Source organism: Rhodoblastus acidophilus, from assembly GCF_025961575.1.
GTDB lineage: Bacteria > Pseudomonadota > Alphaproteobacteria > Rhizobiales > Beijerinckiaceae > Rhodoblastus > Rhodoblastus acidophilus_C.
The window spans coordinates 146,327-170,713 of the sequence record NZ_JAOQNX010000009.1 but is presented as its reverse complement, the minus strand read 5'-3'; the positions used below and the strand labels follow the sequence as shown (position 1 = coordinate 170,713).

The following is a 24,387-nucleotide window of genomic DNA, read 5'->3' as shown; positions in this document are numbered from 1 at the left end:
AGACGACCACGTCGATAGGCCGGGTGTGGAAGCGCAGCAATGCGTGCAGCTTACCGGTACTAATAGCTCATCAGGCTTGATTGCCTCTCATTATCAACGTTCACCCCACGCAATCCGAAGGATTGCGTGATCGCGACAGCGCAATCCAAAGGATTGCGCGAAAGCGGAACAACGACAATCAACAGACCATCTCTTGCTTCGGCCCTTTGCAAAACAAAGGGTTCACAAATGTCTTTCGCCGGCCTGGTAGCTCTCAGCGAAGTGGCCAGACCCGATCCCATCCCGAACTCGGCCGTCAAACGCTTCCGCGCCAATGGTACTTTGTCTCAAGACACGGGAGAGTAGGTCGCCGCCAGGCCTGCAAAAGACATTTAGCCTCTTCACAATGAACCAACTCGAACAGCGGCCCAAAAGGCCGCTGTTTGCGTATAAACCGGATAACGCGGGGTGGAGCAGCCCGGTAGCTCGTCAGGCTCATAACCTGAAGGTCACAGGTTCAAATCCTGTCCCCGCAACCATCTCAACTTGCGACGCCAAAGCCACTCCGTCCTCGGGGCGGCTTTTCGCGTTTCCCCCGCCAAACCGCGCCTTCTGGCCCGTCGGCGTCGAGGCGATCGTCAGGATGCCGGCGAGCTCGCCGCGCACCTCCACGTCGAGGCGGCCTTCGGCGTTTGGAGTCAGAATGATCGCGTCGATCAAGGACCGGATGATCTCCTTCGCTTCGATCTGGTTGATTTCGTCGCCGTCGAGGAGCGTGGTGTGGAGTTGCTCGACTTGGCGGCGGTAGTGCGAGGCCATCTCGGGATGAAGCAGGGGAGGTGGCGCGCCGGCGCCCGCGACGCTTTCCTCGAGTTTGTTGATTTCCGCGAGGAACTGACCCGGGATTTCCACTAAGAACTGACCCGCCTCAGTTTATGGTTTGAAGGTCAGGTTGGGGTCAAGTTTCTGGCTTTCTCCTTTCGCCCTTTTGTTGCCGCGGCGCTCGCCTTGAAGCGGAAGCTGTCGTTGCCGGTCTCGACGATGTGGCAGTGGTGCGTGAGGCGATCGAGCAGCGCGGTGGTCATCTTGGCGTCGCCGAACACGCCGGCCCATTCACTGAAGCTCAGGTTGGTGGTGATTGCCACGCTGGCGCGCTCGTAAAGCCGGCTCAGGAGATGGAACAGCAGCGCGCCGCCGGAGGCGCTGAACGGCAGATAGCCGAGTTCATCCAGGATGATCAGGTCGCAGCGCGCCAGCCGCTCGGCGATCTGCCCTGATTTTCCCTGCGCCTTCTCCTGCTCCAGGGCGTTGACGAGGTCGATCGTCGAGAAGAAGCGGACCTTCTTGCGGTTACTTTCGATGGCCTGGACGCCAAGCGCGGTCGCGATATGCGTCTTTCCGGCGCCGGGTCCGCCGATCAGGACGACGTTGTCGGCGTTGTCGATGAACGTGCAGCGGTGGAGCTGACGCACCAGGGCTTCGTTGGCCTCGCTGGAGGCGAAGTCGAACCCGGCCAGATCCTTGTAGGCTGGAAAGCGCGCCGCCTTGATCCTGTTGGCGACGGAGCGCACGTCGCGCTCGGCGGTTTCTGCCTTGAGCAGCTGAGAGAGAATGGGCATGGCCGCTTCAAACGCCGGCGAACCCTGCTCCATGAGATCGGCGACGGCCTGCGCCATGCCGGACATTTTCAGACTGCGCAGCGTGATGACGATGGCGCCGCTGGCCGGATCATGACGCATGGCGCGCCTCCTGCTCGGCTTTGCGCAGCGTGTCATAGCGCTCGACGTCGGCGCGGGGCTCCTTGGTCAGCGTCAGGGCCGGCGGGGCCTCGACCTTGGCGACCTCTGGTGCCTTGCCGTCGACCAACCGGTGAAGCAGGTTGAGGACATGCGTCTTGGTGGGCGCGTCGTCGTTGACGGCCATCTCGACGGCGCACAGCACCGCCTGCTCGTCGTGCTGGAGAACCAGGGCGAGGATCTCCGCCATCTCGCGGTCGCCGCCGGGCCGTTTGAGCAGATGCTGTTGCAGCCGTTTGAAGGCGTCCGGCATCTCAAGAAAGGGCGCGCCGTTGCCCAGGGCGCCGGGCTTGCGCTGGATCACCGCCAGATAATGGCGCCAGTCGTAGATCGTCCGACCGCGGACGTGATGGGAGCGCTCGATGACGCGCGGGTGCTCGCAAATCACTTTGACTTCGGCGACAACGACGAGACGGTCGGCGTAAACGCGCAGGCTGACGCGCTGATTGGCGAAGGGCGCCGGCACGCTGTACCGGGTGCGCTCGAAGCTGATGAGACAGGTCGAGGACACCGGCTTGCTGTGTTCGATGAAGCCGTCGAAAGGCCGCGAGAACGCCATGAGGCTTGGCGCCTCGGCGCGCCAGACATCGGCGATCGTTCCCGGCTCGCTCTCGTGGCGCATCTCGCTCCACAATTCCTGGCAGCGCCGCTCCAACCATTCATTCAAGGCGTCCAGCGTGGGAAAGTTCGGAATCGGCTGCCAAAGCTGATGGCGTCCGTCCTGAACCTTTTTCTCGATCTGGCCCTTCTCCCAGCCTGCCGCGGGATTGCAGAACGCCGTCTCGAAGACATAGTGGCTGACCATGGCGAGAAAGCGCGCGTTCACCGCCCGCTGCTTCCCGGTCAGGACCTTGTCGACCGCGGTTTTCATATTGTCGAAAATCCCGCGCCGCGGCACGCCGCCGAACACACGGAAGGCGTGGTTGTGGGCGTCAAACAGCATCTCGTGGGTTTGCAGCAGATAGGCGCGCACGAAGAAGGCGCGGCTGTGCGACAGCTTGAACTGCGCGACTTGCAGCTTGGTCCGCTCGCCGGCGATGAGCGCCCAATCCTCGCTCCAGTCGAACTGGAACGCTTCGCCTGGCTGGAACACCAACGGGACAAACGTGCGGCCGGACGGCTTTGTGCTGCTCGCGATTCCGCTCAGCCTTCCAGTCGCGGGCGCAGGCGGCCACCCGATTGTAGGAGCCGGTGAAGCCGAGCGCGACCAGATCACCATGCAATTGTTTGAGCGTGCGTTTCTGCTTGCGCGGCTTGCGCGCCTCCGTCTTCAGCCAGTCGGACAATTTCCCGGCGAAGGCGTCGAGCTTGCTCGTCCGCTCCGGAACCTTGAATTTCACCTCGACCGCGTCGGAGCGCAGATATTTGCGGATGGTGTTACGCGACAAGCCCGTCCGTCGCGCTATCTCCCGGATAGAAAGCTGGTCCCGCAAGGCCCAGCGCCGGATCACACTCAATAACTCCATGTCGATCACTCCGCGGCCCCCCGCTGAAACGGACAGGGCGGGTGCAAAACATGGGTCAATTCTCGATGGAAATTTCCCGCGTAGGCGGGTCAGCTCTCAGTGGAAATCAACACTCAACGTCAAAGCCAAGCCAGAGCTAAGGGATGGCAATGTGATTCGGCTCGCTATATCCGCCTCATCCCGCTGACCCCTAATCTGATAAAGTTAGTGTCAGGTTCGTCCATCATGGACCGCTGCAATCCAGCGACCAAAGTGGGACCCGAAGTAGGGCCGATAACTTCGCGAAATTTGATAGTTCAGTAAAAACAAGGTGTTAATTTGCAGTGCTGGCGGAAGAGGTGGGATTCGAACCCACGGTAGGCTTGCACCTACGGCGGTTTTCAAGACCGCTGCCTTAAACCACTCGGCCACCCTTCCCAGACCTCGCCACAAGCCCGAAACATTGGGCGGGTCGAGGCTGGGTTCCTATAGACCCATCGCGTCCGAACGCAAGGCCCCCCTGACAAAAACATCGCCGGAAATCCGGGCTCACGCGGGCGAGACCAAGGCGCCAGGCCCCGCGCGGTTGAATGTTTCGCTCAGCCTGCTAATCATCCAAGCTGAGCCGCCTCCCGAAATGACGTCCTCGGCGCGCTAATCCCCGCAACTTGAGCGAGCATGACATTGACGAACGTGAAACCGGCGAGCGTAACTCCTCGACCCGCGCTCTCCGGCGCCTTGCGGCTGCTGAGCGCCTTCGCCCTGGTCTTCGCGCTCGCCCGCATCGCGAATGGCGGCCTCGAGAACGCCATCGTCGCGGCTGCGATCGGCGCAGCGGCGCTTCAGGGATTCGCCGTCGCCGTCACCGGCCAGCGTGAGCGCCTGACCTATCTGGCGCTCGACGGCGCCGTTCTGCTCGCCTTCGGTGTCGCCTGCGCGCCCGAGATGAAGCTCTGGGCCCCGCCGCAGACGTTTGTTGACCTGTTCCGCATGACCCCCGTCGGCGTCAGCCTCGCCAGCGCGCTCTACATCGCCGCCGCGCTCAAAAGCCTGATGCAGACGGGCCGCCGCCCCGGCCTGTCCGGCGCGCTGGCGCTGCTGATTCCGCCCGTGGCGCTCAATCTGCTGCTGGCGCTGGGCTCGCCCCTGTTCGACCGCGCGGCGGCCGCGACCCCGCTCCCGGCCCCGGTCGCGCTCGCCGCGCTGCGCGGCCTCGTCCTGTTCACCGTCAACGAGCTGGTCGTGCTCGGCGCCGGGCTCGCCATGGGCCGCCGCCCCTCGCGCGACCCAAAACTCCACGGCCTGCTGCTCGCATCGGCCTTCGGCGCGGCGGTCACCCCCATCGTCTCGCAATTCGGCTCGACCGCCCTTGTCGCGCAGCTGATGCAGCCGCTCGACATCCTGGCGGCCTCGCTCGCCGCAGCCGCGGCGCAGGCCGGCCTCTGGGCCGAGGTCTATCTCGTCACCTCGGTGCTCGGCGACATCCTTCACGCCGCGCCGCCGGTCGCGCCCCGCCTCATCGCCACCTGGCGGTCCGGCGTCGGAAAAGGCGCGATGTTCGGCGGCGTGTTCATGGCGCTGCTGCTGATCGCCGCGGCCGTTGTCGCTTCGCCCGCCGCCATGGAGTTTTTGCGCGCGTCCTCCTGGCTCGGCGCCGGCCTGCTCGGCGCGCTGCTGTTCCCGCTGGGCCGCACCATTCTGGAGTCGACCGACGCCACGCCGCCATTTCCAAAACGTCTCGCCAGCGCCTATCGCATGGCGCCCAATTATGCCGCCGGCGCGGTCGCCGGTTTGGGCATGCATTACGCCTTCGCCCATGGCCTGCCGGAAGCCGACTCGGCCGTTCGCTTCGGCGTCGGTTTCGGCATTGGCGCGGCGGCCTATGTCGCGTCGCTGCTTTACGACGATCTCGCCGATATCGGGCGCGGCATGCGCGGCCGTCCCCGTCATTGGCGCGTCTATGCGCTCGGCGTGCTGCTCGGCGGCATTTTGGGCGGCGCCATCTCCTGGTATTTTGACCGGGGCCAACTCGACGTCGTGCTCGGCCATTTCCGCGAACATGTGGCGCTCAACTATGTCGCCGCCGGCGTGGCCGACCACCGTTATGTCATCACGCCGTTCTTCTCCAAATGGGGCGCGACCGATCTCGGCGCCGCCATGGGCGCGGTCAACCTGTTCTATCTCGAATCGCTGTCGGGCGTGATCCAGTGGGTGTTCGCCGCGCCTTTGTTCAGCATCAACCTGTTCTTCCTCACCGCGCTGCTGACGCGCAGCACCGCGCCGATCAAGACGCTGTTTTCGTCCGAGGGGCTGAGCGGGCTCGCCGACAACGCCATTGTGGTGCTGCGCTGGGGTCTGTGGATGGCGCCGATCATCTACGCCTTCTTGAAAGTCGCGCCGGATCCGCAATGGTACAACCAGGATGGCCTTGTGCGCACCGTGGTGGCCACGGCGGCGAGCGCCAGCCTGCCGGAAAACCAGTTCCGCGACTGGAGCTTGGCCATTTTCACGGCGCTGCTCAGCTATGACTGGCTGCGCGTGCTGATCTGGTTCGACCATATGGGCCTGCGTGTCGCCACTTTGGTCAATCTGTCCTTCGTCGGCGGCGATCTCGCCGACGGCGCCTGCGCGCGCTTCCTGGGATCGCGCGGCAGCGCCCGCGCCATTCCCGAGGCCATCAGGCGCTTCGGCACCTGGGCGCCGCTGCTCATCCCGTTCTACATTCCGCGCGGCGCCGAATGGGACAAGGCCTGGAGCGCGGCGGAGGCGGCGGCGAAGGCCCCGATGCCGCCGCTGGTGGCGCTCACGCTGGGCTATGCCCTGGCGGCGCTTGGCGTCGTCGCCGGCATTGTCGTCTTCCTGCTGACCCGGCCCGGAAAGAAAACCAAGGGCGCGCGGCAAAGCATCGGCAATGGCCTGCTGACCCTGGAATTCTATGGCAGCGGCGAAGGGCATTTCCGCATCGAGACGGCCGCCCGGCGCGGCGCGCCGATCGACATGACCCGCGTTCCCGACGATCCCATCCTGCCGCGCGGCGCCTTCTTCTATTTCCTCGAGCAGACCGGCGAGACGCAAAACCTGTGGTCGCTGACGGCCGCGCCGACCCAGGTGGGGTTTGGCGCGCTCGAGGCGGTGTCGCCGACATCGGCGCAATCGCGCGGCGAACTCTATGGCCTGCGCTGCGACACAAGCGTCGAAATGGTCGAGGGCGAGGTTTTGGCGCTGACGCGTCTCAAACTCTCCAACGCCGGCGCCAGCGCGCGAAAAATCCGCATTTGCAGCTATCGCGACCTCGTCATGAACGAGGGCGGGGTGGAGCGCCGCGACGCCCCCTATAATGCGCTGCATGTCGGAACATGGTTCGTGCGCGCCTGCGGGGCGCTGTTCTTCCGCAATCGCCTGCTGAAGAACCAGGGCGGGGATTTCGCCTCGAAACGGCTGTCGCGCGAAATCGCCTTCCACGCTGTGCGCGAACAGGCCGGGGTCAAACTCACGGGTTACGAGGATGTCCGCGCCCGCTTCCTGGGGCTCGGCCAGCGCCGCGACCCCGATGCGCTCACGCAAAATCTCAGCCTGCGCGATCCCGCCGACGAAGGCTTGCTTTACGGCTTCGAGCCCTGCGCGGCGCTCTCCGTGGAGGTCGAAATTCCCGCCGATGGTTCGGTCGAGCTCCTGTTCGCCGACGGCTGGGCCGAGGACGAACATGCGGCGGCGCAGGCTCTGGCCCGCGCCTTCGCAACCCGCGTCCCCGAGACCTTCGACGCGACTTTCACCCGCCGGCGCGTGCTGGCGCCGGCGATCACGGCGGCGGGCGAGCGCTTCGCCTTCTCACGCGACGGCCGCTCCCTGCGCACCGCGCCGGGCGCGCCGCGGCCCTATTCGCATGTGATGGCCAACGAAGCGGGATTTGGCGCCGTGGTCACCCATGACGGTGAAATTTTCTCGTTCCATCGCAACGCCCGCGCCAACAGCGTCACGCCGTTCCGCATCGGCGAGGGCCGCAACGCCCCGCCCGGGCAGGCGATCTACGTGTTCGAGAACGAGACCGGCGAGACGCATATGGCGACGCTGCTGCCGCTGCGCCGCGCCGACAGCGATTATGACGCCGTGTTCACCCTGGGCGCCGCCACCTTCACGGCGACCAATCCGAGGCTCGACCTCACCCAAGAGGTGTTTGTCGTCCACGACGATCCCGTGCAGGTGCAGGTCCTGACCCTCACCAACCGCACCGATCGTCCGCAGGTCTATCGCATCGCCTCGGTCGCGGAAATCGTGCTGGCGGAGACGCCGCCCGAGTCGATTGGCCGGGTCGAGACCGAAACGGACGACGGCCGCGCGCTGTTCTTCCGCAATCCCAGCAATGGCTTTGTCCAGGACTGGGCCTTCGCCGCCGTGTCCTTCGACGCCGACGAATGCGATTTTGCGCGCGCCAAAATCTTGGGCCGCAAGACCCGCGATCCCAAAATTCCGTTCCTGGCGGAACATGGCCATGTCGATGGCGGCGCCGGCGACGACGGCCGCCGCGCCGCCGGTTTCGCCGGCTCGATCGAGATCGAGCCGGGCGAATCCGCGCGCATCGTGGTGGCGCTGGGCGCCGCGCCCGATCTGGAGGCGGCGCGGGCGCTGGCCAAACGCGCGGCGACTCTCGCCTATGCCATCGACAAGCGCACGCGGCTCGACGCCTTCTGGACCGACATGCTGTCGACGCTGCGGATCAAGACCAACACGCCGTCCTTCGACCGCCTGGTCAATGACTGGCTGCCCTATCAGGCGCTGACCGCGCGTCTGTGGGGCCGCACCGGCCCGGCGCAGCGCTCGGGCGCCTTCGGCTACCGCGACCAGTTGCAGGACGTGTTGCCCTTCGTCGCCCGCGCCCCGGAGATCGCCCGCCGGCAAATCCTGCTGCACGCCGCCCAGCAATTCGTCCAGGGCGATGTGCTGAAATGGTGGCACAATGCGCCGGACGGCGGCGTCGGCATCGGCGAGCGCACCCACGCCTCCGATCCGCATCTGTGGCTGCCCTATGTCACCCTGCGCTATGTCGCGGCGACCGGCGACGCCACGGTTTTGCACGAAAAGGTCGGCTTCGTCGAAGGCGCGCCGGTGCCGCCCGGCGTCGAGGGCTATTGCTTCTCGCCGACGCCCGCGCCGGAAACCGCGACGGTGCTCGACCATTGCCGCCGCGCCATCGACCACACGCTTTCGCATTTCGGCGCGCATGGCCTGCCGCTGATGGGCGCCGGCGACTGGGACGACGGCATGAATCTCGTCGGGTTCAGAGGCCGGGGCGAGAGCGTGTGGATGGGCTTTTTCCTCTACGACAATCTCACCCGCTTCGCCGAGCTTTTGCGCACGCAAAAGCAGGAGAGCCTCGCCAACACTTATTCGTCGCGTGCGGAAACCTTGCGCGCCGCGCTCGACGCCTGCTGGCGCGACAACCGCTTTGTCCGCGCCTTCTGCGACGACGGCGAGGAGTTTTTGGCGGTCGGCGCGATGTCCTCGGCCTGGCCGGCTTTGTCCGGCGCGGCGCAGGGCGAGCGCGGCCGGCAGGCGCTGGAGCATGCGCTGGAACAACTCGACAAGGGCGACCGCGTGCTGCTGGTGACGCCGCCTTATGACGAGACCTCCAAACCCTTCCCGGGCCGCAGCGCCGACTATCCGCCGGGCGTACGCGAGAATGGCGGGCAATATACGCATGGGTCCTCCTGGTTCGTCGACGCTTTGGCGCGGCTCGGCGAGCGCGCGGCGAAAGAGGGCGACGCCAGCGAGGCGGCGCGGCTGTTCTCCCGCGCTGTCAACGTGTGGATGGCGCTGTCGCCGCTGACCAAGACCACGCCCGAAAAAATCGACCTGTACGGCCTGCCGCCGCACCAGCAGCCGGCGGATGTCTATGACGGTCCGGGCTATGAGGGCCGGGGCGGCTGGTCCTGGTACACGGGCGCGGCGTCGCGGATGATGTCGGCGGCCTATGCCATGCTCGGCGTGACCGTCGACAGCGGCGAGCTGAAATTGCGCGCCGACGCCAGCGCGGACAAGGCGGGGCTGAAGCTGGAGAGCGTGACGTTCAAAGGCCGGGTTTTCCTCAACTTCGCCAGCGCGGCGGCCAAAGAGGATCTGCCAGCCGAGTGAGGGAACGGCGGGGCCGGATCGCAGTTGACCGCTTTCGAATGCGAATGGGGTCGACCATGAAGGTTTGTTTCGCTTCCGCGCTGGCGCTCGCGCTGACTGGCGCGGCCGCCGCCCAGGCCGCGCCGCCGCAGAAGATCAGCGACGCGGACAAGAAGTTTCTGGCCTATGCCGCCAAGGTCAACCAGCAGGAAATCCAGATGTCCCGGCTGGCCGAGCAAAAGGCGCAATCGCCGGCGGTCAAGGCTTTTGCGCGGCTGATGGTCAGCGACCACGCGGGCGTCGAGAAGGGGCTTTCCGGCATGCATGGGCATGCGGGCGCCAAGGCGCGCCCACATCGCGCGCATGTGTCGAAACACGCGCACAAAAGACATCACGCGTCTCACGCGCATGTCGCGCACGCGCAGGAAAAACCACCGGCGCCGCCGGCGCGGCCCGAAAATCCGCCGCCGAACGCCGGCGAATCCAAACCGGCGGACGAGGCCTTGTCAAAACTGAGGGACAAGAGCGGCGCGGATTTCGACAGCGCCTTCATGGCGGAGCAGGTGGATTACCACCAGAGCAACCTCGACAAGATCAACGACGAGATCAAGAACACGAAAGACGACAACGTGCGCCGCTTCGCCGAAAAGATTGCGGGCGCATTCAAGCAACATCTCGACCTGGCGAAGGCGGTCAAGGACAGCGGCGGCGCTCACTGAGCCTCTCCGAGCCCGGCCGCCTGCGCCAGCAGCACCAGGTTGAGGGCGACGACGATTCCGGCCGCCAGCCCCGCCACGCCGCGCGCGAAAACGCCGCTGACAAAATCCCCCATCACATCGCGGCGCGAGGTGAGCAGTATGAGCGCAATCAGCGGGACGGGCAGGACGAGGCTCAGCACCACCTGGCTCAGCACCAGCGCCCGCGTCGAGTCGACGCCGAAGCCGACAACGACGAAGGCCGGGACCATGGTGACCAGCCGGCGCAGCCACAGCGGAATGGTGAAGCGAACGAAATCCTGCATGATCACCTGGCCCGCCATGGTCCCGACCACGGAGCTGGAAAAGCCCGAGGCCAGCAGCGACGTCAGGAACACGGCCGCCGCCGCCCCGCCCAGCAGCGGAATCAGGGTTTTGTAGGCGGTTTCGATGCTGGCGACCTCGGCGTGCTCAGGGTGGAACGCCGCCGCCGCCATCGCCGTCATCGCCATATTGACGAGCCCCGCCAGCCCCAGTGCGACCAGAACCTCGACGTTTGAAAATCTCAGCGCCCGCCGCCGTTCCGCGTCATTATGGACGGGCACGCGGTCCTTGGTCAGGCTGGCATGCAGGTAGATGGCGTGCGGCATGACGGTGGCGCCGACAATGCCCACCGCCAGCATCACGCTATGCGGCCCCGCCAGAGCCGGCGCGACGGAATGGTAAGCAAGGGCCTTCCAGTCCGGCGGCGCGATCACGAGTTCGATGAAATAGCTGATCCCGATCACCGCGACGAAAGCGGCGATGGTCAGCTCCATGGGCCGGAAGCCGAAATTCTGCAATTGCAGCACGGCATAAGTGGCGACGCCGACCACGCCCAGGCTGACCATCAGCGGCAGGCCGAACAGCAGCGACAGGCCAATGCCCGCGCCCAAAAATTCGGCGAGATCGGTGGCCATGGCGGCGACTTCGCTCGCCCCCCACATGCAATAGACGACCGGCCTGGAAAAATGGTCGCGGCACTGCTCGGCGAGACTTTTCCCCGTGACGATCCCCAGCCGTGCGGAAAGACTCTGGAACAGCATGGCGACGAGGTTCGCCAGCACGACGACCCACAGCAAGAGATAGCCGTAACGCGCGCCGGATTCGATATTGGTGGCGAAATTGCCGGGGTCCATATAGGCGATCGAGGCGACCACGGCCGGCCCGGCGAAGGGAAACAGCGCCCGAAAACCCCGCCGACGCCCCGCAAGCGACTCGCGTCCCGCCGCTATGGTCTTGTCCGTCCATCCCACCGTGTCGCGCAAAGGCGCCTCCTGAAGCCGGGCGATTTCAAAATGACAACGAGCGATGCGGTCTCCGGGTTTCCTACGAATACTAAGGACATGCTCGGCTTAGCCTAAGCTTATCTCTTGGTTTACTCAAATAAACGCCATTGCATGGCGTCGCCATGACGCCTAATCTCCGCCGGCAGGAGGACGGCGACATCGTCGGCTCTACGCGAAAGGCGCACTTGTCCGCATCGCCGCAAAGCTCAGTTTTCCCCGAGATCGTCGCCACGATCCGGGCGCTTTCCGTGCTGGAATGGGTGGCCCTGGGCTTTGGCGCCGCGCTCGCGCATCTGGCGGGCGCATACAATTATCTGTTGTTTCATACCGCAGTCGAGTTTTTCGCCGCCTGCATCTGCTTCAATATTTTCGTCATCCTCGCCACCACCCAGGACATCAGCCAGAACAATTTTCTCAAGATCATCGGCGTGACCTATATGTTCGTCGGCGCGCTCGACCTGCTGCACGCCTTCGCCTTCAAGGGCATGCCGATCTTCACGGATTACGATTATTACGCGCCGCAGCTCTGGGTCGCCGCGCGTTATCTGGAATCCGGCGCGGCGCTCGTCGGGCTGCTGCTGCTGAAGGCGCGCGTCCAGGTGAGCGTGGCGGCGGTTTTCGTCATCGGCTTCGCCATCACCAGCGCCTCCCTGCTCGCCATCTTTCCTTACAAAATCTTCCCGATCTGCTTCATTCCCGGGGAGGGCCTGACGCCGTTCAAGGTCGGCAGCGAATTCGTCATCATCGGTATCTACGCGGCCGCCCTCGTGCTGTTGCATCGCCGCCGCGCGCTGTTCGGCGTCGACGTTTTCCGGCTGCTGCGCATGTCACTGGTCGCCTCCATGCTCATGGAGCTGTGTTTCAGCTTCTACACCGCGCCGCTGATGGACGATGCGCTGAACGAACTCGGCCATATCCTGAAGATCTTCTCGTTTTACGCGCTCTACAAGGCCATTGTGGTGGGCAGCGTGCGCAATCCGCTTATGTTGGTTGCCCAGGAGTTGCGCGACAGCGAGAAAAGGCTGCGTCAGGCGATGGCGGCGGCGGGCCTGACCTATATTGAAGTCGATCTCGCCCAACCCGCGATCCGCTTCGGCGACAATTTCGCCGAGGTGATGGGCTATCACCCCAGGGCGGGCGCAAGCCCCGACGCGCTCAAGGCCGAACTGATCGCCCATATCGATCCCGACGACCACGCGCGTTTCCTCGACGCGCAAAAACGCGGCGCCGTGCCGAGGTCCGGCGTCGAACTGCGGGTGATCGGCGATGACGGGCGCCTCCGCTGGATCGAAAGCGCCGCCAGTGTGCGCAAGGATGGGGACGCGCGCCTGTTCATCACCAATCTCGACATTACCGCGAGGGTGCGCGCGCGCAACGCGCTGGTCGTCGCCAAGAGCCGGGCGGAGCGCGCCGATCAGGCCAAATCCAAGTTTCTGGCCGCCGCCAGCCACGATCTGCGCCAGCCCGTGCAGGCGCTGATCCTCTATCTCGCGATGATAGACCGGCAAGTGCAGGATTTGCCCAAGGCGGCGGAGACGGTGAAGCGCATGCAGGCGGCGCTCGATGGGCTGTCGAACCTGCTCACCGCCATCCTCGACATTTCGCGGCTCGACGCCGGCGTGATCGCGCCACGCCTCGCGTCCGTCGATCTCGACGACCTGCTGGCGCGGCTCGCGCATGAATATGCGGCCAAGGCGGCGCAACGTCGCCTGGATTTTCGCACGGTCCCGCGCAAAATCTTCGTGTGCGCTGATGAGATGCTGCTGGAGCGGGCGCTTCGCAATCTCATCGAAAACGCTGTGCGCTACACGCCCTGCGGCGGCGTGCTGGTCGGCGCGCGTCGGCGCGGCGACCGCGTGCGCATCGACGTGGTCGACACGGGTATGGGCGTCGCGCCGGAGCGCAAGGACGAGATTTTCATGGAATTCGTCCAGCTCGACAATCCCGGCCGCGACATGGAGAAAGGCCTCGGCCTGGGGCTGGCCATTGTCTCGCGCGTGGCGCGGCTGATCGACGCGACGGTGGAGGTGTCGTCCAGGCCGCGACGCGGTTCGCGCTTCTCGCTGACGCTGCCGGCGGCCGCTCCGATCGAGGCAAGGCCAGACGATGAGCTCGAGCCGAGCGGGCTCGGCCAGGGCCGCATCCTGATCGTCGAGGACAATTCCATCGTGCGCGATGGCCTGGACGCGATGCTGCGCGACTGGGGCTATGACACCGTGACGGCGGCGAGCGGCGAGGAGGCGCTGGCGCTGGCCGAGGCGCAGGGACCTTTCGTCGCCCATATGCTCGATTACAGTCTCGGCCGGGGCATGAGCGGATTGGAGACCGCGCGCGAACTCTCCCGCCGCGCCGGCGCGAAAATCCCGACGGTGATCCTCACCGGCGACACCGCCAAGGATCGCATCGCCGAGATTTCCGCGAGCGAGGCGGAGATGCTGCACAAGCCGGTGACATCGGCGCAATTGCGCGCGGTTTTAGCGCGGGTGGCGGCGCCCGTCCTTTGAGCCGGCGCGCGACCCGGCGTCCATTGCGCTTGGAAATGCAGGGCGACTGGCCTGCTGAGGGTTTTCCGCAGTCGTATAATAGTATTTGCCAAGTTTGAGAACGTAGGCATAGTGATTTGCGATTCGCATACGGCGGCCGCTCCTGGCGTGACCATAGAAAAAGTCGCCATAACGTCTGACGAAACGCACGCTGGCGCGCGCAAAATACATCGGAAAATTGACATGAGTTACTCTACGTCAACATTTCCATACAATTGCGTCGTGCTCATCGAGAGCCCGGACCCGGTAAACCCCGGCTATTACTTTATCGGCAGCGGCGTGGTCATTGGTCCGCATACCATTCTCACGGCGTCTCACGTCGTTTTCGACGTCCCGGACCAAACGCCCGACCAGAGTTTTTATCTGTATCCCGGCTGGTCCGGTTCGGATCCGGCCACGGGCCCCGGATACATCAGCACAAGTTGGAAAGATCATTACAACATCATCGGCTCAGCCGGCTCGGATTTGTTGAGTCAGGCGGACAGCGCCAAAGATTACGCCATCATCGACACAAGCTATACGTTCACCAGCTGGATGGGCGTGCTCACGAATTGGCAAGGCGGCGTCGCCCATATGACCGGCTATCCCGTCAACGCCGGGGGCGTGCAGACCGACCAGGTCGGGACGGCCCAGGCCGATCCCTCTTATGCCGTGCTCGATTACGGGACGCTGAGCGCCTCGCCGGGAAACAGCGGCGGTCCCCTCTGGTTGAACTATAACGGCTCCTACGATGTCGTCGGCATTTGCTCGACCTCGGGCTGGGCCTGTCAATTGACGCCGGCGGTCTGGAGCCAGATCCAGAGCTGGGTGAGTCAGGACGGCTATGCGCTGGGTGGCGGCGCGCTGCCGGACTTCGCCATATCCGGCGCGCCGACGCTGAGCGCGTCATCCGTGGCGGAGGGGAGCAGCGTTCAGGTCTCGTATATCGTCGCCAATTGGGGAGGGAGCGCCGGCGCCTCGACCTCGGGCGTCTATCTCTCGACCGACAGCGTCATCACCAAAGCCGACACGCTGCTGGCCACGGACAGCGTCGCGGCGATCGCCGGCGGCTATGCGTCGCCCACCCACACGATCACGCTCTCCACCAGCGGCATTGCGCCCGGCACATATTATGTCGGCGTCATCGCCGACTATAACAATGCCGTCCCCGAGAGCAACGAGGCCAATAACGCGTCCGTTGGCGTCGTCCTCACCATCACCCAACCGGCGCAGCAGCCGCAAACCCCAAGCGCCTTCATCGGCGACGGGCGCAACGACTTCAACGGCGATGGCGTCTCGGACGTTCTGTGGCGCAACGTCGAGGGGGACGTGACCGTCTGGCTGATGCAGAGCGGGCAATATTCCGCCTCCGGCGCCACCTCTCACGTCGCCAACGACTGGAGCGTGCTCGGCATGGGCGATTTCAACGGCGACGGAACGACCGACGTGCTGTGGCGCAACAGCGCCGGCTACACCACGGCCTGGCTGATGAGGAACGGACAATACGCCAGCTCCGGCCTGGGATTCGCCGTGTCCACTGACTGGCGCGTGGTCGGCATGGGCGATTTCAACGGCGACGGGACCACCGACGTGCTCTGGCGCAACAGCGCCGGCCTGACCACGGACTGGCTGATGCGCAACGGTCAATATGCCGCAACGGGATTCACATTCGATGTCGCCAACGGCTGGAGCGTGCTCGGAACCGGCGACTTCAACGGCGACGGGACGACCGACGTGCTGTGGCGCAACAGCGCGGGCTACACCACGGATTGGCTGATGCGGAACGGCCAATATGCCGGCTCCGGTCTGGGCTTCGACGTGTCCAACGATTGGCGCGTGGTCGGCATGGGCGATTTCAACGGCGACGGGACGGCCGATATTCTCTGGCGCAACAATGCCGGGACCGTCGCCACCTGGCTGATGAGAAACGGCCAATATGCCGGGTCGGGCGCCACCCATGACATCGCCAACGATTGGACCGTGATCGCCGTCGGCGACTTTAATGGCGACGGAACCAGCGACATCATGTGGCGCAACACAGCGGGAACCGTCTGCGACTGGCTGATGAAAAACGGCGATTATTCCGGGTTCCGCGTGGAATCCGCGGCCACCAATTGGACCACCTCGACCAGTTCGTTCGCCTGAGAGCGCGGCGATTTCAGAACTGCGGCTGGCGATAGCGCGCGCGATCCGCGCCCGGGGTCACGGACTCAGGGTCATAGCCGTTGGCGATCAGCTCTTTGGCGGTGACGTCGCCGCCGGCCGCCGCGCGGTCGATCATCGCGCGTCCCCGCTTTTCGTCGCGCGCCACGCCATGGCCGCGCAGCAGGTCGAGGCCATAGTTGAACGCGCCGAGCGAGGAGCCGCGATCCGCCAGCCGCCGGTCCCAGTCCGCCGCCGCCACCGGGTTCGACGGCCGCTCAAAGCCGTTTTCCTCCATATAGGACATCCAGGGCATGGCGAGATCATTGCCCTCATTGGCGCAGCGTTCAAAGATCTTGCGCGCCTCCTCGTGCTGGCCGGTCTTGTCCATGAACACGCCATAGGCGCACACATGCGGATCGAGTTTTTCGGCGCCCGCCTTGCCGACATAATAGTCGACGCTCAACTGGTTGGGGTTGAGTTCGCCCATCTCTTCCGCATGAGCGGCGCCAGCGAGGCAGAGCGAGAGCACGAGAGCGATCCGCATTCATAACTCCTTGACGCAAGGGCATTTTTAGCGCCGATAGACACTATGCGCTAGAATTGCGGCTGGCGATAGTGGGCGAGGTCGGCGGTCGGCGTCACCGCTTCGGGGTCATAATCGGCGGCCTGCAAGGCCTTGGCCGTGGGTTCGCCCGCAGCGGCGGCGCGGTCCACCAGCGCCTTGCCGAGCGCGGGGTCGCGGGGCGCGCCATGGCCGCGCAGCACGTCGAGGCCGTAATTCAATTGGCCCAGCGCCGAGCCGGTCTCCGCGAGTTTGCGGTCCCATTCGGCGGCGGCGACGGGGTTGGAGGGGCGGTCGTAGCCGTTCTCCTCGGTCCAGGCCGCCCAGGGCATGGCGTAGGGATTGCCGTTCTGCGCGCAGCGCTCAAAGATTTTGCGCGCCGGCTCATGCCAGCCCATTTTGGCGATGGGATAGCCATACATGCACATGCCCGGGTCGAAGCGGCCCTCCTCGGCCCGCGCCGCCCAATATTGCACGGTCAATTCTTCGGGATTGAGAACTCCCACCTCGTCGGCGACGGTTTCGCCCACGGGGGCGGCGGCGAGCGGCGAACTCGCGGCGAACAGCGCCGCGGCCAAAGCAAACCTCAACGACATGCAGCCTCCACAAAACATCTTCGCACAAAAACAAACGCCCGGACCATCTCGCGATGACCGGGCGCCGCCACTGGAGGAATGGCGAAAAGGCTCAGATTTCAGCCGACATATAGCTGGTGACTTCCATGCCGACGCAGACTTCGCAAGCTTCCGGAACAGTCCAGGTCATCGCGTAACTCCCAAGATTTTTGCTTTATGGCCAAGACCTTGTTCATCCCGGCCTATGCTCTCTTGTAAACGGCGGGCGGCGCAAAAGGGTCATGCGTCCGGAAGGAATTTGTAAGATTTTTGTCAGGCGGAAGGCGGAATTTAGCCCCGCGTTGCGCGCCGGTTCGGAACCGCCCGCATCGCCGCGCGTCATTGGCGCAAATGGGGGACTGGATGAGCGAAACCTCAAGCAATTCAGATGTTCGCGCACAGGCGCAGCCTGCCGCCGGCGCGCGCTACAATGCGCCGGCGCAGGCTCTGCACTGGATCACCGCAGCGCTGATTTTCATCACGCTGGCGCTGGCCTGGGTGATGACCAACATGCCCGACGACGCGCCGACGCGCGGCCTGCTGTTCACCCTGCATAAATCCTTCGGCATCACCATTTTCGCGCTCGTGATCGTCCGCATCGTCTGGCGCGGCCGTCATCCCGCGCCGCCGCTTGCGGCGAGGCTTTCGCGCTGGGACCGGAGCGCGTCCGTCGCCTCGCATATGTTGCTCTATCTGCTGCTGATCGTCATGCCGATCTCCGGCTATATGATGTCGGCGGCCGGCGCCCATCCGATTTCATTCTTCGGCCTCTTCAATTTGCCGATCTCCGCGACCAAGGACGAGGCGGCGGAACACGCGGCCTTTTTCGTCCATGTCGGCGTGTTGCAATGGGTGCTTTACGCGCTGGTGCTGCTGCATGTCGGCGCAGCGCTCTGGCATGTGATCATGCGCCGCGATGGCGTGCTGGACCGCATGCTGCCGCCGCAAGGAGAGGAACACGGGCGCCACCCCATGCCCGCAAAAGTCGATATGGGCTGGCGCCGCCCGTTGAGCGTCACTCCTCGTACCGATACCCAACCCCATGAACCGTCTGAATGATTCGCGGTCTCGCCGGGTCCAGCTCGATCTTTTTGCGCAGCGATGACACATATTGGTCGAGCGCCCGGCTGTTGGGCATGTAGCCGCGCCCCCAGGCGAGATCGAAAAGCTCGTCGCGCGACACCGCCTTGCCTTTTCGCGCGTAAAGCGCCTGCAACACGGCGAGTTCGCGCGGCGCGAGATCAATGCCGCCGCCGCCGCGCGTGGCGCGCAAAGCGTCGGGATCGATGGCGAGATCGCCCATGCGAAACAGCTTTTCGGGCGTTGATGGCGCGGGCGCCTTGACGCGGCGCAGCGCCGCCTTGATCCGCGCCACCAGCTCCCGCGCCGAAAAGGGCTTTGCGATATAATCGTCGGCGCCGATTTCCAGCCCCACCACGCGATCGATTTCCGCGCCCTTGGCCGACAGCAACAGGATCGGCGTGGCGGCGTCCCGCTCGCGGATGCGCCGGCACAGAGCGAGGCCGTCGAGGCGCGGCATCATCACGTCGAACAGGCACAAAGCGGGTTTTTGTTCGACAAAGGCGGTCCAGGCGGCCTCGCCGTCCTCGGCGACGATACAATCGAGATTTTCCAGCGCCAGCAGGTCGGTGAGGCCGGCGCGCAGATTGGGATCGTCCTCGGCGATCAAAATCTTCATGCAAGTTCCATTTTTAGCGTCGCCTGGGCGCAGGAGCCTGGATGCGCCTGCGACAGCGCAAAACCGCCGCCATTGGCCCGCGCCAGTTCACGCACGATCGACAGGCCGACGCCATGCGACTTAGGCGCCTTGGGCGAACCGCCGCCATGGTCGCGCACGCTCAGATGCAGCAGGCCGCCGCTCTCGCCGACCGCGACCTCGATCCGTCCCGGCGCATATTTGCGGGCGTTGTCGATGAGATTGATCAGGATGCGCTCGAAGGCGCTGGTGGCGAAGCGGCGCTCGCCCTGCACGGCGCTCGTCACCGCGCAGGCGCAGCCGGAGGCGGCGAGCAGGCTTTGGTAACGCGCCACGATCTCCCGCGCGAGTTCGCCGGGGTCGGCGACCTCCATTTTGTATTGAACCGGCGCCGCGCCTTGCGAAAGGGTCGCGCCGGCGAGCGCGTCGAGCCGGTCGATCTCGTCGGTCAACACCGCGCAATAGCGGCTGAGCTCGGGACTATCCCCCTTGCGCCGGATCAGTTCGGCATAAAGTTTCAGATTGGCGAGCGGCGTGCGCAGGTCGTGGGACAATTGCGTGAGCAGGGTCATGCGCGCCGCGCTTTCCTCAGCCTGCGCATTTTGCGCGCGCCGCGCCTGGAACACCAGCAGCAGCCACACAAGCGCCAGCGGCGTGGCCAGCGCCAGCCGCCCCAAGGCGCCGCGCCTTGCGTTGGGCGCGCCGGAGAGTTCCACCACCCAGCCATGCAGCGCGCCGCCCTGGGTGAAGGATTCGAATGTTTCGCCCTTTCCCTTGCTCCAGACGATGCGGTCGAAGGGATCGCGCAGCCGAAACGCCCAGCCGGGGGTCACGGCGGCGAATTCATCTAGCACGCCGAACAGGGTGGGAAAGATTTGCGTGCTCGACAGCGCCAGGCAGTTTTCCTCGCGCTCGGCCCCCAAACCTTTGCGGCGGCACTCAAAATAATATTCGCCGGCGATATTGGGAAACCAGCCGTTGACGAAATCGCCGTCGCGCAGCAGGTCGGCGACGGCGCTGAGCGCGCGCAGCTTTTCCTCCCACATTTTCGGCATGGCGAGGGGATCTTCCGGCGGAAACAGCACGCGGTCGCCGCGCCGCTTGAGCACCAGCAGGCCGAGATCATAGGTGTAGATCACCCGCCACAGCGTCGGGTCGGGATTGGGATCGCGCAAAGCCTTTTCGATGTTGAGATTGGCGAAGGCGGCGAGTTCGGTGACCTCGTTGACGGCGGCGCCGGAAAAGGCATCGGCGACGCGCTCGGTCTCGCGCCGGGCTTTTTCGCGCAGCACCAGATAATCGGCGTCGAGCGCCTGCGCGCCGAGCAGGGCGGCCAGCATCAGCGGCAGCGCGAACAGCAGCGCCGTGCGCGCCGTCGCGATCCAGCCGCTGCGCGAACCCATGCCCAGTTTCAACTCGCTTCCTCCAGACTTTGAGCGCAGCACAAAACGGCGCTGGAAAAAACCCGGACCTTGGAAGATGTTTGCGCCATGACACCTGTCCTCCTGCCTCTGGGAGACGAGGCGGCGACGCTTCGCTTCGGCGAGGCGATCGACCTTGCGCTCAACGCTCGCGCCCACGCCTTTTGCGCCGTGCTCGACGCCGCGCGCCCAAAGGGCTTGCGCGAATGGGCGCCGGCCTTCGCCTCCGTCACGCTCTGGTACGACCCGGACGCGCTGTCTTTCGACGAACTGAACGCTTTGTGCCTGCGGCTCGCCTCAACCCCGGATTTTTCGCACACGGGGCGCGTGCATGAACTGCCGTTCTGCGCCGAGGGCGAGTTCGCCCCCGACCTTTTTGAAACCGCCGCGCGCAATGGCATGACCGCGCGCGACTGGCTGGAGGCTTTTTCCAAAGTCACCTTCGAGGTCTACATGCTCGGCTTCCTGCCGGGCTTCGCCTATCTCGGCGGCCTGCCAAAATTCTTGGATGCGCCGCGCCTTGCGACACCGCGCAAAATCGTGCCGGAGCGGTCGGTCGCCGTCGCCGACGGCATGTGCGCCGCTTACCCGTTCGCCAGCCCCGGAGGCTGGCGCCTCGTCGGCCGCACCCCGCTGCAAATGTTTGACGCAGACGCGAAAACGCCGACGCGCCTCGCTCCCGGCGACCGCGTGCGCTGGCGCCTCGTTGGTGTGGGCGAATTCTTGGCCCTGGAGGCGCAATGGCGCGGCTGATCGTCGAACATCCGGGCCTCGGCGTCTCCATTCAGGACAGCGGCCGCACGGGATTTCGCAAACTCGGCGTGCCCGTGTCCGGCGCCTTGGACCAGCGTTTGCGCATCGCCGCCAACATTCTGGCGGGCGCGCCGGAGCCGGCGGCCGTACTCGAAGTCCTGCTTGCCGCGCCGGTGCTTCGGGTGGAGCAGGGGCCGTTGCGACTCGGGCTCGCCGGCGCGTTTTCGGGCGTGCTGTTTCGCGACGGCGACGAGAAGAAAATCGACTCCTGGCGCGGCCTGACGCTTCACACCGGCGACCGCCTCGCGCTCAAACTTTTGCGCCCGCCCGGTTCTATCGGTTTTTCCGGCGGGCTTGACGCGCCGGCGCGGCTCGGCAGCCGCTCGACCTACGCCCGCGCCGGTCTGGGCGGCCCCCTCGGGCGCGGCGACATTTTGACCTGCGCGCCAGCGGAGGGCGCGGATTTGGCGGCGCCGCCGCTCGGGAGCGGCGAGGGGCCGGTGCGCTTCATTCCGGGGCCGCAGGCCGAGGCTTTTTCGCCGGAGACGTTTGCAACGTTTACGGCATCGCGCTGGACGGTGCGGCCGGAGAGCGACCGCATGGGCCTGCGCCTCGCGGGGCCGCGCCTCACCCACGAGAAGAGCGCGAACATTGTCAGCGACGGCGTCACGCCGGGCGCGATCCAAATTCCCGGCGACGGCCAGCCGATCGTCTTGCGCGCGGATGGACAGACTTCCGGCGGCTATGCCAAGATCGGCTGCGTGATATCAGCCGATCTCGACCGTTTGGCGCACGTCCTGCCGGGCGAAGAATTGAGCTTTCGCGCCGTCGATCTCGCCGAAGCCGCGCGGGCGCGGGCGGAGCAGCGCGCGGCTTTCGAGAAATGGCGCCAAGCGCTGGCGACGTTCGGTTTCGACGAGGACAAACTGTGGAGCGAAAACCTGATCAGCGGCGCGATTTCGGGGGCGTAGCGGCTGCGCGTAGCGCACGCGCGCGGGTCGTTGTCCGATCAATCCATCTCCAGCGCGTCATGGCCGGGCTTGTCCCGGCCATCCACGCGGCGCCGCCATGCGAACTGTCCCCGAAAAATTCCTCGCGGGTCGGCGTGGATGCCCGGGACAAGCCCGGGCATGACGGTTTTCGTGGCGGGCGGCGCGCCGCTCTATGACAGCCCCCCTCAACCTCAACGCCGATCTCGGCGAAAGTTTTGGCGCGTGGCGCATGGGCGACGATCCTGCGCTGTTGCAACTCGTGCAATCCGCCAATATCGCTTGCGGCTTTCACGCCGGCGATCCCCTCGTGATGCAAAATACCGTCAGGGCGGCGCTGCAAGCGGGGGTGAGCCTCGGCGCGCATCCCTCGTATCCCGACCTCCAGGGTTTTGGCCGCCGTGCGCTCAAATGCTCGGCGGAGGAGGTCGAAGCTTTTGTGCTCTATCAGCTCGGCGCGCTCGACGGGTTTGCCCGCGCGAACGGGGCGCGGGTCACCCATGTCAAACCGCACGGCGCGCTCAGCAACGAGGCCTGCCGCAATGCCGAGCTGGCCGGCGCCATCGCCCGCGCCGTCGCGGCTTACGACCCGCGAATGATCTTGCTCGCCCCGGCGCTGTCGGCGCTGGCGGAAGCGGGCGCGCGAGAAAAAATGTGTGTCGCGCTCGAAATCTACGCCGACCGCGCTTACGAGGATGACGGACAGCTGACGCCGCGCGGGGAGGCGGGCGCGGTGCTGCACGATCCGCAACAAAGCCTGGCGCATGTCGAAGCCATGCTCGCCGCGGGCGGGCTGAAAAGCCGGTCAGGCAAATTCCTTCCCACGCCGATCCATTCAATTTGCGTGCATGGCGATGGGCCGGAGGCGATCGCCACCGCGCGCCTGCTGAAGGCGCGGCTGGCCGAAAATTTTGTCCTCGCGCCTCTGCCGGCCCTGTTTGCCTCGACTCCTGCGTCCGCATAAGCTCGCGCGGCTTTTTGGGGGGGGACGCCATGAGCCCAGCAGTCACATCGCGCGCAAAAAAGATCGAGCAGGGCAAGGCCTTGCGCAAGCAGACGCCGCGCGCCGCCCATGGCCTCGTCGTCGGTCCCTTCCAGCGCGACGCCAACGCCATTCTCGAGCAGCAAAACGCGCGCCGGCTGCCGTCGCTGGTCGGGCTGCGCCGCGAGCTGATGAGCGCCGACCCCTTCGCCTATCTGCGCGGCGCGGCGGCGGTGATGGCGCATGATCTGCAATATCAGGCGATGGCTGGCATTCCGGTGCAGGCCTGCGGCGATTGCCACCTGATGAATTTCGGCGCCTTCGTCAGCCCCGAGGACAATATCCTCTTCGACATCAACGATTTCGACGAGACCCTGCCGGGCGTGGATTTCACCGTCGATCTCAAGCGCCTCGCCGTCAGCTTCGTCGTCGCCGGGGAGGCGTTGGGCACCTCCAAATCGACCCGCCACGACATCGCCGGCGCGGCGGTGCGCGCCTATCGCAAGCGCATCGCTTTGCTGTCGCAAAAATCGCCCCTGGAGGTCTGGCACAGCCGCATTGATCTTGAACAGGAGGCGGAAAATTTCGCGGACGCCGACCTGCGCCGCAAGCTGACGGCGATCACCGCCGCCGCGCGCGGCGCCGGGCTCGATCGCGACGACAATTTCCCCAAACTGGCGAAGGGCGACGGCATCGTCGACAAACCGCCGCGCCTGTTCCACTTCAAGCCCGACAGCGAGGCCGGACGGGCGTTCGATCCAAAAATCGGTTTCGAACGCTATGGCGCGGCGCTGCCGCCGGAACGCCGCGTTCTGCTCGAGCGATACGCGCTAAAGGATTGCGTGTTCAAGGCGGTGGGCGTCGGCTCCGTTGGCACATGCTGCTATGTCGGCCTGTTCCAGAACGGCGACGGCGCGCCGCTGTTCCTGCAAGTCAAGGAGGCAGGGCCGTCGGTGCTGGAGGCGCTCGCCCCCGCCTTCGCCGGCCACCAGGGCCAGCGCGTGGTCGAGGGCCAGCGCATGATGCAGGCGGCGAGCGACATTTTTCTGGGATGGACCGAGCACGATCCGGCGGAGCGGCATTATTACGTGCGCGTGCTGAAAAACCGCAGGCTGGGCTCGGTGAGCGAAATCGCTGAGGCCGAGGGCTTGAGCGATTACGCCAGATTGTGCGGCCGCACGCTCGCCCGCGCCCACGCCCGCTCCGCCGATCCGGCGTTGCTCGCCGGCTATATGGGCGACAGCGGCGCCTTCGACGAGGCCATCGCCGATTTCGCCCTCGCCTATGCCAAGCGCAACGCGATCGACCACGCGGCGCTGATCAAAAGCTGA

General features: G+C 65.4%; 17 protein-coding genes, 2 tRNA genes, 2 rRNA genes and 1 pseudogene. 13 read left to right on the top strand and 9 right to left on the bottom strand.

The features are described from left to right. The 4 genes from M2320_RS08700 to M2320_RS08685 all read left to right on the top strand — a co-directional run. Window positions 1-84 (top strand): 23S ribosomal RNA (locus tag M2320_RS08700); the annotation flags it as partial. Between the two features lie 158 nt (window positions 85-242). Then, window positions 243-358, top strand: a 5S ribosomal RNA gene (gene rrf, locus M2320_RS08695). An 83-nt stretch (window positions 359-441) separates the two neighbouring features. Next, a tRNA-Met gene (locus M2320_RS08690) sits at window positions 442-518 on the top strand. A 7-nt stretch (window positions 519-525) separates the two neighbouring features. Beyond that, window positions 526-894 (top strand): hypothetical protein, encoded by a 369-nt coding sequence (locus tag M2320_RS08685; RefSeq protein WP_264596929.1) that lies wholly within the window; start codon window positions 526-528, stop codon window positions 892-894. Window positions 895-926: 32 nt separating this feature from the next. Here M2320_RS08685 and istB read toward each other — a convergent pair whose 3' ends face one another. The 3 genes and pseudogenes from istB to M2320_RS08670 all read right to left on the bottom strand — a co-directional run bounded on the left by istB (window position 927) and on the right by M2320_RS08670 (window position 3,658). After that, window positions 927-1,718, bottom strand: coding sequence for an IS21-like element helper ATPase IstB (gene istB, locus M2320_RS08680; protein WP_264596928.1), 792 nt, complete (start codon window positions 1,716-1,718; stop codon window positions 927-929). Further along, window positions 1,708-3,241 (bottom strand): annotated as a pseudogene (gene istA, locus M2320_RS08675) (IS21 family transposase). Before istA ends, istB begins: the two are co-directional and overlap by 11 nt. A gap of 327 nt (window positions 3,242-3,568) precedes the next feature. Beyond that, a tRNA-Ser gene (locus tag M2320_RS08670) sits at window positions 3,569-3,658 on the bottom strand. 240 nt (window positions 3,659-3,898) lie between these two features. On the opposite strand from M2320_RS08670, the gene M2320_RS08665 reads away from it, so the two are divergent. Both M2320_RS08665 and M2320_RS08660 read left to right on the top strand, forming a co-directional pair. Next, window positions 3,899-9,349, top strand: a complete 5,451-nt coding sequence (locus tag M2320_RS08665; RefSeq protein WP_264596927.1) for a GH36-type glycosyl hydrolase domain-containing protein — start codon at window positions 3,899-3,901, stop codon at window positions 9,347-9,349. 56 nt (window positions 9,350-9,405) lie between these two features. Then, the gene (locus M2320_RS08660; RefSeq protein WP_264596926.1) at window positions 9,406-10,047 is read left to right on the top strand and encodes a DUF4142 domain-containing protein; all 642 of its coding nucleotides are present in this window, start codon (window positions 9,406-9,408) and stop codon (window positions 10,045-10,047) included. Here M2320_RS08660 and M2320_RS08655 read toward each other — a convergent pair. Beyond that, window positions 10,041-11,330, bottom strand: coding sequence for an Nramp family divalent metal transporter (locus tag M2320_RS08655; protein ID WP_264596925.1), 1,290 nt, complete (start codon window positions 11,328-11,330; stop codon window positions 10,041-10,043). The two genes, M2320_RS08660 and M2320_RS08655, sit on opposite strands and share 7 nt — an antisense overlap. A 143-nt stretch (window positions 11,331-11,473) precedes the next feature. On the opposite strand from M2320_RS08655, the gene M2320_RS08650 reads away from it, so the two are divergent. Continuing rightward, on the top strand, window positions 11,474-13,855 hold the full coding sequence (locus tag M2320_RS08650; protein WP_264596924.1) for an MASE3 domain-containing protein: 2,382 nt from the start codon (window positions 11,474-11,476) through the stop codon (window positions 13,853-13,855). 222 nt (window positions 13,856-14,077) lie between these two features. Continuing rightward, the gene (locus M2320_RS08645) at window positions 14,078-16,018 is read left to right on the top strand and encodes an FG-GAP-like repeat-containing protein (protein ID WP_264596923.1); all 1,941 of its coding nucleotides are present in this window, start codon (window positions 14,078-14,080) and stop codon (window positions 16,016-16,018) included. A gap of 13 nt (window positions 16,019-16,031) precedes the next feature. Here the strand turns inward: M2320_RS08645 and M2320_RS08640 are convergent, their stop codons facing one another. From M2320_RS08640 to pqqA, 3 genes are all read right to left on the bottom strand, one after another. Beyond that, window positions 16,032-16,562, bottom strand: coding sequence for a tetratricopeptide repeat protein (locus M2320_RS08640; protein ID WP_264596922.1), 531 nt, complete (start codon window positions 16,560-16,562; stop codon window positions 16,032-16,034). Window positions 16,563-16,612: 50 nt separating this feature from the next. Further along, window positions 16,613-17,176: a sel1 repeat family protein gene (locus M2320_RS08635; RefSeq protein WP_264596921.1), complete on the bottom strand. Its 564-nt coding sequence runs from the start codon at window positions 17,174-17,176 to the stop codon at window positions 16,613-16,615. A 91-nt stretch (window positions 17,177-17,267) separates the two neighbouring features. Next, window positions 17,268-17,345 carry a pyrroloquinoline quinone precursor peptide PqqA gene (gene pqqA, locus M2320_RS23365; protein ID WP_104469644.1) on the bottom strand — a complete coding sequence of 26 codons (78 nt, stop codon included), beginning with the start codon at window positions 17,343-17,345 and terminating at the stop codon, window positions 17,268-17,270. Window positions 17,346-17,557: 212 nt separating this feature from the next. Between pqqA and M2320_RS08630 the strand changes: the two genes are divergently transcribed. Beyond that, window positions 17,558-18,253 carry a cytochrome b gene (locus M2320_RS08630; RefSeq protein ID WP_184430464.1) on the top strand — a complete coding sequence of 232 codons (696 nt, stop codon included), beginning with the start codon at window positions 17,558-17,560 and terminating at the stop codon, window positions 18,251-18,253. Here the strand turns inward: M2320_RS08630 and M2320_RS08625 are convergent. Together M2320_RS08625 and M2320_RS08620 are read right to left on the bottom strand one after the other, a co-directional pair. Next, window positions 18,210-18,893 (bottom strand): response regulator transcription factor, encoded by a 684-nt coding sequence (locus M2320_RS08625; protein ID WP_264596920.1) that lies wholly within the window; start codon window positions 18,891-18,893, stop codon window positions 18,210-18,212. The genes M2320_RS08630 and M2320_RS08625 overlap by 44 nt on opposite strands. Then, window positions 18,890-20,314: a sensor histidine kinase gene (locus M2320_RS08620; RefSeq protein ID WP_264596919.1), complete on the bottom strand. Its 1,425-nt coding sequence runs from the start codon at window positions 20,312-20,314 to the stop codon at window positions 18,890-18,892. The genes M2320_RS08625 and M2320_RS08620 overlap by 4 nt, the downstream gene beginning before the upstream one ends. An 87-nt stretch (window positions 20,315-20,401) precedes the next feature. Between M2320_RS08620 and pxpB the strand changes: the two genes are divergently transcribed. From pxpB to M2320_RS08600, 4 genes are all read left to right on the top strand, one after another. Next, window positions 20,402-21,085, top strand: coding sequence for a 5-oxoprolinase subunit PxpB (pxpB, locus tag M2320_RS08615; protein WP_264596918.1), 684 nt, complete (start codon window positions 20,402-20,404; stop codon window positions 21,083-21,085). Continuing rightward, window positions 21,073-22,056 (top strand): biotin-dependent carboxyltransferase family protein, encoded by a 984-nt coding sequence (locus M2320_RS08610; protein WP_264596917.1) that lies wholly within the window; start codon window positions 21,073-21,075, stop codon window positions 22,054-22,056. The genes pxpB and M2320_RS08610 overlap by 13 nt, the downstream gene beginning before the upstream one ends. A 193-nt stretch (window positions 22,057-22,249) precedes the next feature. Beyond that, a complete protein-coding gene (locus M2320_RS08605; protein ID WP_264596916.1) occupies window positions 22,250-23,038 on the top strand; it encodes a LamB/YcsF family protein in 789 nt (262 codons plus the stop codon). Between the two features lie 29 nt (window positions 23,039-23,067). After that, window positions 23,068-24,387 (top strand): DUF2252 domain-containing protein, encoded by a 1,320-nt coding sequence (locus tag M2320_RS08600; RefSeq protein WP_264596915.1) that lies wholly within the window; start codon window positions 23,068-23,070, stop codon window positions 24,385-24,387.

Coding starts and splice junctions, on each gene's coding strand:
- M2320_RS08660 (WP_264596926.1), top strand. CDS start 9,406: ATGAAGGTTTGTTTCGCTTCCGCGCTGGCGCTCGCGCTGACTGGCGCG.
- M2320_RS08625 (WP_264596920.1), bottom strand. CDS start 18,893: ATGAAGATTTTGATCGCCGAGGACGATCCCAATCTGCGCGCCGGCCTC.
- M2320_RS08640 (WP_264596922.1), bottom strand. CDS start 16,562: ATGCGGATCGCTCTCGTGCTCTCGCTCTGCCTCGCTGGCGCCGCTCAT.
- M2320_RS08635 (WP_264596921.1), bottom strand. CDS start 17,176: ATGTCGTTGAGGTTTGCTTTGGCCGCGGCGCTGTTCGCCGCGAGTTCG.
- M2320_RS08665 (WP_264596927.1), top strand. CDS start 3,899: ATGACATTGACGAACGTGAAACCGGCGAGCGTAACTCCTCGACCCGCG.
- M2320_RS08610 (WP_264596917.1), top strand. CDS start 21,073: ATGGCGCGGCTGATCGTCGAACATCCGGGCCTCGGCGTCTCCATTCAG.
- pxpB (WP_264596918.1), top strand. CDS start 20,402: ATGACACCTGTCCTCCTGCCTCTGGGAGACGAGGCGGCGACGCTTCGC.
- pqqA (WP_104469644.1), bottom strand. CDS start 17,345: ATGACCTGGACTGTTCCGGAAGCTTGCGAAGTCTGCGTCGGCATGGAA.
- M2320_RS08600 (WP_264596915.1), top strand. CDS start 23,068: ATGAGCCCAGCAGTCACATCGCGCGCAAAAAAGATCGAGCAGGGCAAG.
- M2320_RS08645 (WP_264596923.1), top strand. CDS start 14,078: ATGAGTTACTCTACGTCAACATTTCCATACAATTGCGTCGTGCTCATC.
- istB (WP_264596928.1), bottom strand. CDS start 1,718: ATGCGTCATGATCCGGCCAGCGGCGCCATCGTCATCACGCTGCGCAGT.
- M2320_RS08650 (WP_264596924.1), top strand. CDS start 11,474: ATGACGCCTAATCTCCGCCGGCAGGAGGACGGCGACATCGTCGGCTCT.
- M2320_RS08630 (WP_184430464.1), top strand. CDS start 17,558: ATGAGCGAAACCTCAAGCAATTCAGATGTTCGCGCACAGGCGCAGCCT.
- M2320_RS08620 (WP_264596919.1), bottom strand. CDS start 20,314: ATGGGTTCGCGCAGCGGCTGGATCGCGACGGCGCGCACGGCGCTGCTG.
- M2320_RS08605 (WP_264596916.1), top strand. CDS start 22,250: ATGACAGCCCCCCTCAACCTCAACGCCGATCTCGGCGAAAGTTTTGGC.